Below are 11,634 nucleotides of genomic sequence, written 5' to 3'. Positions count from 1 at the left end.
GCCGGGGTTCTCCTCGGGAGGGGGGTGGTCCGTGCCCTGCGGTGTCTTCGGGCACGGCGTCCAGCCTGCCCGGTCCCCCGCGTTTCACCCAGACCACGGCTCTGCGTACGTTCGCTGGTCCTACCACTGGCGGGGTCAGGCTCCGTGTCGTACGACCGTTGATACTGGACATATGGATGAACAGCCCTCCGTGGGTCCCACCGGTGAGGCGGCCCACTCCCTGGACCGGCGCGCCGAGCTGAGCGAGTTCCTGCGCAGCCGCCGTGCCCGGCTGAAGCCGGAGGACGTCGGGATGCCCGACTTCGGACGGCACCGCCGGGTGCCCGGGCTGCGCCGCGAGGAGCTGGCCCAGCTCGCCGGGGTGTCCGTGGCCTACTACACGCGTCTGGAACAGGGCCACGGCCGCAACGTGTCGGCGGAGGTGCTGGACGCCATCGCGCGGGCGCTGCGGCTGACGGACGCCGAGCACAACCACCTCACGCATCTCGCGAAGCCCAAGCAGCACAAGAAGAAGCAGACGGCCAGGCCGCAGCAGGTGCGCGGCTCCCTGCGCCAGCTGCTCGACACGCTCGACGGCGTCCCCGCGTACATCACCGGACGGCGCTCCGACGTGCTCGTCTGGAACCGGATGGCGGCCGCCGTCTTCGGGGACTGGTCGGAGCTGCCGGCGCAGGAGCGGAACTGGGCGCGGATGGTCTTCCTGCGGCCCGAGTACCGGGAGCTGTTCGTGGAGTGGGAGCAGAAGGCGATCGACATCGTCTGCATGCTGCGCATGGACGCGGGCTGCCATCCGGACGATCCGCGGCTGTCCGCGCTGGTCGGGCAGCTGTCGGTGAAGAGCGAGGACTTCCGGAGGCTGTGGGCGACGCACGACGTCAAGGAGAAGAGCCACGGGGTGAAGCTGCTGCGGCATCCGCTGGTGGGTGATCTCGCGTTGCAGTTCGAGTCGTTCCGGCTGATCGGCGACAGCGAGCTGGCGCTGGTCACGTATCACGCGGAGCCGGAGTCGAGTTCGGCCCAGGCCCTGCGGCTGCTGGCCTCGTGGGGAACGGACGCGACCCGCGCGGGCTCGTCCGCTCCCCGCTGAGCTCTCCCGCCCGACGCTCCTGGCGAACGCCCCGCCGGACACTCCGGCGACCGGCCGGGACGCCTGCTCACGGCTGGTACGGCGGTGCCGCTCCCCATGTCCACTTCGGTACGGGCTGCTCCGCCGGAGGTGTCGCGTCCGGGCTCGAGTAGTACACGGCCAGCCGCGTGCCCCACTCCGCGTACGCGAGGAAGGCGGAGCGGAACTCGGCGTCGGTGGGCAGTCCCGCGTCGTCGGCGGCGTCCTGGAGCAGATTGACCCAGCGGCGGCGCTGCGGCTCCGTGATGCCCTTGCCCAGGTGCTTGGCGACCATGTGGCCGTGGCCGCCCTGGGTCTCGGAGTACGCGGCCGGTCCGCCGAAGACCTCGCCGAGCCAGAGGGCGACATGGGCGGCGTGTTCGGGCGCGAGGCCGGCGAACAGCGGCGCGAGGAGGTCGTCCTTGAGGACCTTGTCGTAGAACGCCTCGGTGAGACGGGAGAACGCCTCGGCGCCGCCCGCCCAGGCGTAGAGCGTGGGTTCGGAGGCACCCCGGCCGCGCACCGACGTGGGCTTGTAGTGGCGCATCTCCTCGATGCTGCCGATGTACGGGCGGATCTCGGCGAGGAAGCCGGGGAAGAGCTCGGAGGTGCGGAAGCCCTCGATGTGGTCCTCGGTGGAGGTCCAGGTGATCCTCAGGACGAAGTGCTCGAAGTCCTCCTCGCAGCGCGCGAGTTCGTAGTCCACGCACTGCGGCGCCTCGGCGAGCAGGCGGGCGGCGCGGGTGTAGGCGGCCAGGAACCCGGCCGACTGGTCCTCGGGAATGCGGTACCGGATGTATTCGACTGTCGAGACGGTCATGTCCCCACACAAACACGGAAGGGCCACCGGAGGCTCTCTTTCCGGTGGCCCTTTCGCTGCGGGCTCATTCCCGCACCGGCGTCCGGCGGGGTACCGCTACGCTCCCGCGTTCTCCTTGACGGTGATCGTCCCCTTGCGGATCGTGGCGAGGCGCGGGGCCTTCTTCGCGATCGCGGAGTCGTGGGTGACCATGATGAAGGTCAGCCCGTGCTCCTTCCACATGGCTTCGAGCACGTCCATGATCTCGTCGCGCATGCCCTCGTCGAGGTTGCCGGTGGGCTCGTCGGCGAGCAGCACCTTGGGCTGCTTGACCAGGGCGCGGGCGATCGCCACACGCTGCTGCTGGCCGCCGGAGAGCTCGGCGGGCAGGTGCCCGAGGCGCTCGGCGAGCCCCACGGACTCCAGGGCCGCGGCGGCCCGCTCACGCCGTTCCTTCGCCTTGACCCGCAGCGGTACGAGCGCGGTCTCGACGTTCTCCTGGGCGGTGAGCGTGGGGATCAGGTTGAAGCTCTGGAAGACGAAGCCGATGTTCTCGCTGCGCACCCGGGTGAGCTTCGCCTCGGACAGCTTCGCCATGTCGACGCCGTCGAGTTCGACGCTGCCCGCGGTGGGACGGTCGAGCCCGCCGAGCATCTGGAGCAGGGTGGACTTGCCGCCGCCGGTGGGGCCCTGGATGACGAGCCGGTCGCCGTCGCCGATCGTCAGATCGATCCCGGCGAGCGCGTTGATCGATTCCTTGCCCCGCGCATAGCGCTTGGTGACGCCTCTGAGTTCGTACATGGTGCTACTCCTGGGATCCGTGGTGGCGGGGCTTATTCGACGCGACGCAGGGCGTCGGCGGGACGCAGCCGGGAGGCGCGCCAGCCGCCGAAGGCGCCGGCGATCAGGCCGCCGGTCACGGCCAGGGCGACGGCGAGGACGATCGTGTTGACGCTGACGGGCGCGGTGAGCGCGACGTCGAGGGCCTTGGAGGCGCTCTGCCGTCCCGGGCCGCCGAAGCCGCCGCCCCCGAAGCCGCCGCCTCCGCCCGGACCGCCGCCCCGGCCCGCGCTCGCCACCTGCGCCGAGAGGCTGGGGCTGATCTCGGTGACGGCGTAGGCGCCCGCGAGGCCGAGGGCGATGCCGAGGACACCGCCGACCAGGCCGTTGACGATGGCCTCGCCGACCACCTGGCGGGTCACCCGGCTCGACTTCCAGCCGAGCGCCTTGAGCGTGCCGAACTCGCGCACGCGGCGGGAGACGGCGGAGGAGGTGAGCAGACCGGCGACCAGGAACGCGGCCACGAGCACCGCGATCGACAGCCACTTGCCCACGTTCGAGGCGAGGTTGGAGGCGGTGGACAGGGATCCGGAGACGGTGCTCGCGAGGTCCGCGGAGGTGGTGACCGTCGTGCCCGAGATGTTCTTCTGGATGGTGCTCTTGACGCTGGAGATCTGCTGCGAGTCCGAGGCCTTGACGTAGATCGTCGTGACCTTGTTCTTGGAGCTGCTGAGCGTCTGCGCCTGCTGGAGCGGGATGTAGAGGTTGGCCGCCGCGTCGCCGCTGTCGGGCGTCGCGATGCCGATGACCTTGTACTTGACGCTCTTGATGGTGACGGTGCCACCGACCTTGAGCTTCTTCTCCTTGGCGTAGGACTTGTCGGCGACGACGACCTTGGCGTTCGTCTCGGAGGTCGTGAACGTGCGACCGCTGGTGATCTTCGACGAGGTCAGCGGGCCCAGGGCCGGCTTGGTGACGTCGGTGCCGTAGACCGTGTAGTTGTTGACGTCGAAGTTGGCGCCGCCGCCCTCGACGCGGCCCTGCGGAGCCTGTCCGCCGCCGCCCCGCTGCCGGCTGCCGCCGCTGCTCGGGTCCTGCTTGAACTGGCCGCGGGTGAACTGGCCGTTGATGCGGATGACCGTGAGGCTCAGACCGCCGACGGAGTCCGCGACGCCCTTCTGCGCGTCGACCTTGGAGACGGTCGAGGAGGCCAGGGTCTGGAACCCCTGGACCATGACCCGGTCGCTGCTCTGGTCGGTGCCGGAACCGCTGTCCTTCGCGTCGAAGTTGAAGCGCGGACGGTCGCTGGTGCCGCTCGCCGCGGCGGCCTTGGTGACCGTCATGTCGGTTCCCAGCCCGTACAGCGACTGGAGAACCTTGCCCTGGGCCTTCTCCATGCCCGAGGACACGGAACTGACCACGATGACCAGGGCGATGCCCAGGGCGAGCCCGGAGGCGACGACGAGGGCCGCCTTTCTGCGGCGGCGCAGTTCGCGCCTCAGGTAGGTGAAGAACATGTGCCGCAAGCTAGTTACGGCGCGTGATGAAGGAATAAGGCTGAAATAAGAGAAGCATGAGAAGGCTGTGGCCGGGCCAAGAGGCCCGTGGGAGACGCCGATGCGGCGGTGGCCCGGGGGGCCACCGCCGCATCAGTGTTCGTCCTCGTCCTGCTCCCGGCTGTCTCAGACGGCCGAACCGGCCTTCCAGGCCGCCCAGTTCAGGTTCCAGCCGTTGAGGCCGTTGTCCGGGGCGATGGTCTTGTCGCCGGTGTTCTTGACGACGACCACGTCACCGACCAGCGAGTGGTTGAAGAACCACGAGGCGGGGGTGTTGGGGTCGTTGGCGCCCTTCGTGTCGGACAGGCCGACACAGCCGTGGCTGGTGTTGACGGAACCGAAGATGGACTTCGCGCCCCAGTAGTTGCCGTGGATGAAGGTGCCGGAGTTCGACAGACGCATCGCGTGCGGCACGTCCTTGATGTCGTACTCGCCCTTGCCGTCGTCGTTCGTGAAGCCGACCGTCGAGCCGTCCATCCGGGTCTCCTTGAACTTCTCGGAGATCACCATCTGGCCCTGGTACGTGGTGTGGTCAGGGGCGCCCGCGGAGACGGGGATGGTCTTGACGACCTTGCCGTCCTGCATGACCTGCATCGTCTTGGTCTTGGCGTCGACGACGGAGACCTGGTTGCGGCCGATCTTGAAGGTGACCGTCTTCTGCTGCACGCCGTAGACACCGCTCGCGCCCTGGACCCCGTCGAGGTTCAGCTTGAGGGTGACGGTGGAGCCGCCGGTCCAGTAGCTCTCGGGGCGGAAGTCCAGGCGGTTGGCGTTGAACCAGTGGCCGACGACCTCCTGGCCGCTGCTGGAGGAGACCGTGATCCCCTTCTGCACGGCGGCCTTGTTCGTGATGGCCTTGTCGAAGTTGATCGAGACCGGCATGCCGACACCGACGGTGGAACCGTCCTCGGGCGTGAAGTTGCCGATGAAGCTGTTGGCCGGGGAGACCGTGGTGAAGGACGCGTTCTCGTGGGCCGTGCGGCCCGCGGAGTCGGCGGCCTCGGCGGCGATCTTGTACGTGGTGGCGCGGTCGAGCCGGTTCAGGGGCTTCCAGCTCTTCTTGTCGGCCGATATCTGACCGGCCACGGCCGTGCCGGTCGCGGTCTTCATCGTGACGGACGTGAGCGAGCCCTTGGTGACCGTGACGGCGGTGCCGTTGTTGATCGAGGCGTTGTCGGAGCCGTCCTTGGGCGTGATCTTGATCTGCGCCTCGGACGTCTTCTTGGCCGCCGCCTCGTCGACCTTGGCCTGCGACGTGGGGTCGCCGCTGTTCGAAGCGTTGGCGTCGCCTCCGCCTCCGCTGCACGCAGAGAGCATCAGCACCCCGCCGAGCAGTACGGACGCAGACGTCAGACGCTTGCGCCGCTTACTGTTCGTCATCACACGCTTCTCCATCGTCGCCGATTCCCGAAAAGGGCCACGGGGGCCCGTGAACTTCAACGCGGCAACCGGTTCGCCCCGTTCCACTTCACGAGGAAGTGTGGCCCACACCACGTCCACTCCCCCACCACGTCCACCGCGTTCGGACCGGGGGACCGGGTCGGTGTGCCGGTGCGGCGCGGAGGAGGGCCGTGCCGCGCCGGGGACGAAAGGGCCCCGGACGGCGGTCACCGGCCGGGGTCTCGTCTCCCGGACCGCGTCAGCCGCGCACGTCTTCCTCGTCGTCCTCCTCGGCATCATCCTCGTCGATGTCCCAATCCGGCGAATCCGGATCGTAGTCAATGGGCTCGCTGCTCCAGGAAGCCTGCGCGAGTTCGACTCCGGGCACCTCGCTGACCAGGTCGAACGGGTCGACGAGATAAGCCAGCGCCTCCGCCGTGTCTTCCGTCACTGCACCCTCGGCGTGCGCCCTTTCCTCGGCCGGCATGTCCGCGTCGTCGCCGATCCGGCTCAGCGCGGCCCGGGTGACGGCGTCGGCGTCGTCGATCTCCAGCACGAGTTCGACACGAAGCCGGACAAACCGTGAAGTCTCAGGGGTAGTCATGGGAGGGAGCGTACGGCCCGTGGCATGCGCGACTTTCCCGCGACCCGCGCCTTTCATTAGCATCGGCCCACACGGCCAATTCGCCAGCGCCACAAGGGGATCGATATTTCGTGTCCGCCGCACGTCGATCGTTGCTGACCGCCACCGCAGCGGGGACCCTCCTGGGTGCCCTGTGGTTCGTCCCGTCCGCCAACGCGACCCAGGACGTACCCACACCGACCACGACGGCGCCGGCGTCCGCACCGACCGTCAGCGGGACGACTCCGAAGTCCGCCGGATCGGACGACACCGGCACGCGCACGCTCTCCGGCCAGAGCGGCACACGCCCGCTCTCGGAGGACGACGGGCCGCGCGCGCTCTCCGGCGGCGACGGGACGGGCACGCCCTCCGGCGGCGACGGGACCCGGCTCGCGGACACCGGCGCCGTGGACACGACCCCGTACCTCGTCGGCGGCACGCTCTTCCTCGGCCTGGGCGCCGGATTCGTGACCTATTCCGTGCGCCGAGAGCGCATGATTGCCTACTGAGCGCATCGACCGCGCGCCTGACGAACCCCCAGGGAAGCCATGCGAGAGCTGAGCGAGCTGACCGAAGTCGAGGAACCGGCCTGGCCTCTGCTGTCCAAGGCGCTCGCCGCCAGCGGGGTGTCCATGGACGTCCCGCCGGTGGACGCCGATCTGGGCCGTGCGAGTCTGCTCCAGCTCCAGGTCACCGCACGGTCCTGGCTGGGCGGGATGGTGCTCAACTGCGGTGGTGTGGTGCTGGACAGCGGATGGCTGCGGATCTACGGCAGTCCGGCCGAGGAGCCCCCGACGGGAGTGCCCGACGGGACGACGGACCTGCCCTCGCTGGCCGAGGTCAACGAATTCCCCGAGTACTTCGATCCGCACTGGCGCCCGCGGGACGGCGGACTCGTCGTCGGACACGACGTGCTGGGCGGGGTGTTCGTCCTCAACGGTCCCGACCCGGAGTCGGTGGGGCGTCCCGGACGACCGGGCGAGATCGTGTACTTCGCGCCCGACTCGCTGAAGTGGGAGTCGCTCGAAGTGGGCCACGGGGCATGGCTCCAGTGGCTCCTGGACGAGGGCACGGACCAGTTCTACGACACGCTGCGCTGGCCCGGCTGGCGGGCCGAGTCCGGTGCCCTCACGGGCGCGCAGGGGCTCTCCGTGGTGCCGTTCCTGTGGTCGGCCGAGGCGCGCCGCGACCTCCAGTCGACCAGCCGCCGCGCGGTGCCGCTGGGCGAACTGCTCGGCCTGCACCGGGACTTCGCCATCAAGCTGGACGGCGTGGACCCGGGGTTCCTCGGCGACGTCTGAACCCCGGCGCACGGGAGCCCTGTTCGGGCACGGACCGCTCACAAACCCTGTTCGGGCACGGACCGCTCGCAAGCCCTGTTCGGGCACGGGCCGCTCGCACGGCGGCCCCGTGTCCCGGGCGATGGCCAGGGGTCACGGGGCCGCGGCGAGGATGCCGAGGTGATCCGGTCGGGTCAGGCGGCCCTGCGGCCGCCACCGCCCTGGCCGCCGTTCTGGCCACCGCGCTGCGGAGCACGCCCGCGGCCGCCGGAACGAGTGGCACCCGAGCCGCCGGCGGAGTCCGTACGACGGCCGGAGCCGCCCCCGGTCTCACCGCGACGGCCCGTGGCCGCGCCTCCCGCGTCCGCGCGACGGCCCGTACCGGCGCCGGTCTCACCACGACGGCCGGTGGCCGCTCCCCCGGTGCTCGAACGGCGACCGGTGGCCGTGCCGCCGGTCGCGGCGCCGGTCGCCGGGCGTCCGCCGCGCTGCCGGCGGGCCTGGCCGTCCGACCCGGTGCCCGTGCGTCCGGCCGCGTCGCCGCCGGCGACCGCCGGGCGCCTGGCCCCGCCACCGGTCGCGCGCCGCGTCTTGGAGCGCGCCTTCGGCTGCTCGACGACGGGCTGCGGAACCTCGATGACGACCGGGACACCGGAGGGCTCGCGGGCGCCGGTGAGACGGGTGAGCTCCTCGTCGCTCGACTTGACCCGGGCGGTGCGCGGCGTGATGCCGGCGTCCGCCATCAGCCGGGTCATCTCACGCTTCTGCTCGGGCAGCACCAGGGTGACGACGCTGCCGGACTCACCGGCGCGGGCCGTACGGCCGCCGCGGTGGAGGTAGTCCTTGTGGTCGGTCGGCGGGTCGACGTTGACCACGAGGTCGAGGTCGTCGATGTGAATGCCGCGCGCCGCCACGTTGGTCGCCACGAGCGCGGTGACCTGCCCGTTCTTGAACTGGTCGAGTGTGCGGTTGCGCTGCGGCTGGCTGCGCCCGCCGTGCAGGGCGGAGGCCCGGACACCGCTGGCGAGGAGCCGCTTGGTGAAGCGGTCGGCGCCGCGCTTGGTGTCGACGAAGAGGATGACCCGGCCGTCACGGGCGGCGATACGCGTGGCGACGGCCTTCTTGTCGGTCTCGTCGGCGACGTGCAGCACGTGGTGCTCCATGGTCGTCACCGCGCCCGCGGACGGGTCGACGGAGTGCACCACGGGGTCGGTGAGGAACATCTTGACGAGCCGGTCGATGTTCTTGTCGAGCGTCGCCGAGAAGAGCAGCCGCTGGCCGCCCGCCTCGACCTGCTTGAGCAGCGCGGTGACCTGCGGCATGAAGCCCATGTCGGCCATCTGGTCGGCCTCGTCCAGCACGGTGATCGCGACCTGGCCGAGGGCGCAGTCGCCGCGCTCGATGAGGTCCTTGAGGCGCCCCGGGGTGGCGACGAGCACCTCGACACCGCGGCGCAGCGTGCCGGCCTGGCGGCCGATCGACATCCCGCCGACGGCCGTGGCCACGCGCAGGTTGACGGCGGTGGCGTACGGGGTCAGCGCGTCGTCGACCTGCTGGGCGAGTTCGCGGGTGGGGACCAGGACGAGCGCGAGGGGGCTGCGCGGCTCGGCACGGCGTCCGGCGGTGCGGGCGAGGAGCGCGAGGCCGAAGGCCAGCGTCTTGCCGGAGCCGGTGCGTCCCCGGCCGAGGACGTCGCGCCCGGCGAGGGAGTTGGGCAGGGTGGCGCCCTGGATCGGGAACGGCTCGGTGACGCCCTGGGCCGCGAGGGTCTTCGTCAGGGCGGCCGGCATGTCCAGCGCGTCGAACGAGTCGACCGCGGGCAGCGCCGGTGTGATCGTCTCGGGCAGGGAGAACTCCTGCGGAGGCGCGACCTTGCGGGCGCCGGCGCGGCCGGCTCCCCGGCCCGCGCTCTTCGCGGAGCCGCCGGACTGCGCGGCACGTGCGTTCGCCGGCCGCTTACGGACGGGACGTTCGGATCGAGTCATGCTGGATCTGTTTTCCTTCCTGGGCCCACGGACTGCACACACAGCGCTCACCGACTGCATGAGCTGTCACAGCGCTGAGCCGGGTCCCGCACCCGAAGGCGCGGGACCCGGCTCTGGAAAAGCGCGTTCGAACTAGGCGGGAACGATGTTCTCCGCCTGGAGGCCCTTCTGGCCCTGCGTGACCTCGAAGGAGACCTTCTGGCCCTCGACGAGCTCACGGAAGCCGGAGCTGGCGATGTTCGAGTAGTGGGCGAAGACGTCCGGGCCGCCGCCGTCCTGCTCGATGAAGCCGAAGCCCTTTTCCGAGTTGAACCACTTCACGGTGCCAGTAGCCATGTTGTTCTCCTGAACAGGTAGTTGGGCCCCCATCCGGAGATGCACCGGGTAATGCCGGAGATGCCGGTAAAACAAAACGCGCCTGCGGAGGATTCCGATCAGGCGCACAAAGTAAATGGGTACCAAAAACGTATCAATGAGACAGTAGCACACCCTGATACCAGAGGGCGAGGCGAAGCGTGTGGGCCGGGACACAGCCCCGGCCCCCACGCTACGGGCTCCGCTACGCGAGCGGGCCGGTCACCGGCTCCACCGCGGCCAGCACACCGCCGGCGCGCACGAACGCGTCCGCCGCCGCCAGGTCGGGGGCGAGGAAGCGGTCGGGGCCCGGGCCCTGGACACCGGCCGCGCGGACCGCGTCGATGACCGCCCGCGAGGCCGGGGCCGGGGTCAGGCCCTCGCGCAGTTCGACGGCGCGGGTGGCGGCGTACAGCTCGATCGCCACGATGCGGGTCAGGTTGTCCACGGCGGTACGCAGCTTGCGCGCGGCCGACCAGCCCATGGAGACGTGGTCCTCCTGCATCGCGGAGGAGGGGATGGAGTCGGCGGACGCCGGTACGGCGAGCCGCTTCATCTCGCTGACCAGCGCGGCCTGCGTGTACTGGGCGATCATCAGGCCGGAGTCGACGCCGGCGTCGTCCGCGAGGAACGGCGGCAGGCCGTGCGAACGGTTCTTGTCGAGCAGCCGGTCGGTGCGGCGCTCGGCGATCGAGCCGAGGTCGGCGGCGGCGATGGCGAGGAAGTCGAGGACGTAGGCGACCGGGGCGCCGTGGAAGTTGCCGTTCGACTCGACGCGGCCGTCGGGCAGGACGACCGGGTTGTCGACGGCGGAGGCCAGCTCGCGCTCGGCGACCGTGCGGGCGTGCGCGAGGGTGTCCCGGCCGGCGCCCGCGACCTGCGGGGCGCAGCGCACGGAGTAGGCGTCCTGGACGCGCGGGGCGTCGTCCTGGTGGTGACCGGTGAGCTCCGAGCCCTTGAGCACGGCCAGCATGTTGGCGGCGCTGGCACCCTGGCCCGGGTGCGGGCGGATGGCGTGCAGCTCGGGGGCGAGGACCTTGTCGGTGCCGAGGAGCGCTTCGAGGGAGAGCGCGGCGGTCACGTCGGCCGACTTGTAGAGGGCCTCCAGGTCGGCGAGGGCCATGACCAGCATGCCGAGCATGCCGTCGGTGCCGTTGAGGAGGGCGAGGCCCTCCTTCTCGCGCAGCTCGACGGGAGCGATGCCGGCCTCGGCGAGCAGTTCGCCCGCGGGCCGCACGACGCCGTCGGGACCCTCGGCGTCGCCCTCGCCCATGAGGGTCAGGGCGCAGTGGGACAGCGGCGCCAGGTCGCCCGAGCAGCCGAGCGAGCCGTACTCGTGGACGACGGGGGTGATGCCCGCGTTCAGGATGTCCGCCATGGTCTGCGCGACCTCGGGCCGCACACCGGTGTGCCCGGAGCAGACGGTCTTGAGCCGCAGGAACATCAGCGCGCGCACGACCTCGCGCTCGACGCGCGGGCCCATGCCGGCGGCGTGCGAGCGGACGATGTTGCGCTGTAGCTGGGCGCGCAGTTCCGGGCTGATGTGCCGGGTCGCCAGGGCGCCGAAGCCGGTGGAGACGCCGTAGACGGGCTCCGGCTTCGCGGCCAGCGCGTCCACGATCTCGCGGGCCGCGGCGAGGGCCGCCACCGCCTGGTCGGAGAGCTCGATCCGGGCGCCTTCGCGCGCCACGGCGAGAACGTCGGACGCGGTCACTCCGGACGTCCCCACCACCACAGTGTGCATATCCATATTCAGGAGCGTACGCAGTGAAT

The 11,634-nt window shown here is 70.7% G+C and carries 11 protein-coding genes; 3 read left to right on the top strand and 8 right to left on the bottom strand.

Going from position 1 to position 11,634, the window contains the following annotated elements:
- Window positions 1–172 precede the first annotated feature (172 nt).
- Window positions 173–1,087, top strand: a complete 915-nt coding sequence (locus WJM95_RS20460; protein WP_339131133.1) for a helix-turn-helix transcriptional regulator — start codon at window positions 173–175, stop codon at window positions 1,085–1,087.
- A 67-nt stretch (window positions 1,088–1,154) separates the two neighbouring features.
- Here WJM95_RS20460 and WJM95_RS20455 read toward each other — a convergent pair whose 3' ends face one another.
- The 5 genes from WJM95_RS20455 to WJM95_RS20435 all read right to left on the bottom strand — a co-directional run bounded on the left by WJM95_RS20455 (window position 1,155) and on the right by WJM95_RS20435 (window position 6,224).
- Window positions 1,155–1,925 carry an antibiotic biosynthesis monooxygenase gene (locus WJM95_RS20455; RefSeq protein ID WP_339131132.1) on the bottom strand — a complete coding sequence of 257 codons (771 nt, stop codon included), beginning with the start codon at window positions 1,923–1,925 and terminating at the stop codon, window positions 1,155–1,157.
- A 96-nt stretch (window positions 1,926–2,021) separates the two neighbouring features.
- Window positions 2,022–2,705: an ABC transporter ATP-binding protein gene (locus WJM95_RS20450; RefSeq protein WP_339131131.1), complete on the bottom strand. Its 684-nt coding sequence runs from the start codon at window positions 2,703–2,705 to the stop codon at window positions 2,022–2,024.
- 32 nt (window positions 2,706–2,737) lie between these two features.
- Window positions 2,738–4,201, bottom strand: a complete 1,464-nt coding sequence (locus WJM95_RS20445; RefSeq protein ID WP_339131130.1) for an ABC transporter permease — start codon at window positions 4,199–4,201, stop codon at window positions 2,738–2,740.
- A gap of 165 nt (window positions 4,202–4,366) precedes the next feature.
- On the bottom strand, window positions 4,367–5,635 hold the full coding sequence (locus WJM95_RS20440) for an Ig-like domain-containing protein (protein ID WP_339131129.1): 1,269 nt from the start codon (window positions 5,633–5,635) through the stop codon (window positions 4,367–4,369).
- Between the two features lie 244 nt (window positions 5,636–5,879).
- On the bottom strand, window positions 5,880–6,224 hold the full coding sequence (locus WJM95_RS20435; protein WP_339131128.1) for a hypothetical protein: 345 nt from the start codon (window positions 6,222–6,224) through the stop codon (window positions 5,880–5,882).
- A 110-nt stretch (window positions 6,225–6,334) separates the two neighbouring features.
- Here WJM95_RS20435 and WJM95_RS20430 point away from each other — a divergent pair, with 110 nt between their 5' ends.
- A complete protein-coding gene (locus WJM95_RS20430) occupies window positions 6,335–6,751 on the top strand; it encodes a hypothetical protein (protein ID WP_339131127.1) in 417 nt (138 codons plus the stop codon).
- Between the two features lie 39 nt (window positions 6,752–6,790).
- Window positions 6,791–7,543 carry a DUF2625 family protein gene (locus tag WJM95_RS20425; RefSeq protein WP_339131126.1) on the top strand — a complete coding sequence of 251 codons (753 nt, stop codon included), beginning with the start codon at window positions 6,791–6,793 and terminating at the stop codon, window positions 7,541–7,543.
- Window positions 7,544–7,716: 173 nt separating this feature from the next.
- Here the strand turns inward: WJM95_RS20425 and WJM95_RS20420 are convergent, their stop codons facing one another.
- The 3 genes from WJM95_RS20420 to hutH form a co-directional block, all read right to left on the bottom strand.
- Window positions 7,717–9,507 carry a DEAD/DEAH box helicase gene (locus WJM95_RS20420; RefSeq protein WP_339131125.1) on the bottom strand — a complete coding sequence of 597 codons (1,791 nt, stop codon included), beginning with the start codon at window positions 9,505–9,507 and terminating at the stop codon, window positions 7,717–7,719.
- A 132-nt stretch (window positions 9,508–9,639) separates the two neighbouring features.
- The gene (locus WJM95_RS20415) at window positions 9,640–9,843 is read right to left on the bottom strand and encodes a cold-shock protein (RefSeq protein WP_055556530.1); all 204 of its coding nucleotides are present in this window, start codon (window positions 9,841–9,843) and stop codon (window positions 9,640–9,642) included.
- Between the two features lie 223 nt (window positions 9,844–10,066).
- Complete coding sequence (hutH, locus tag WJM95_RS20410; protein WP_339135715.1) at window positions 10,067–11,605, bottom strand: histidine ammonia-lyase; 1,539 nt, start codon at window positions 11,603–11,605, stop codon at window positions 10,067–10,069.
- Window positions 11,606–11,634: the final 29 nt, after the last annotated feature.

This window comes from Streptomyces sp. f51 (genome assembly GCF_037940415.1).
In the GTDB taxonomy this organism is placed as follows: domain Bacteria; phylum Actinomycetota; class Actinomycetes; order Streptomycetales; family Streptomycetaceae; genus Streptomyces.
Note: the sequence above shows the minus strand (reverse complement) of the source record. Positions and strands in the feature narration are given on the sequence as shown.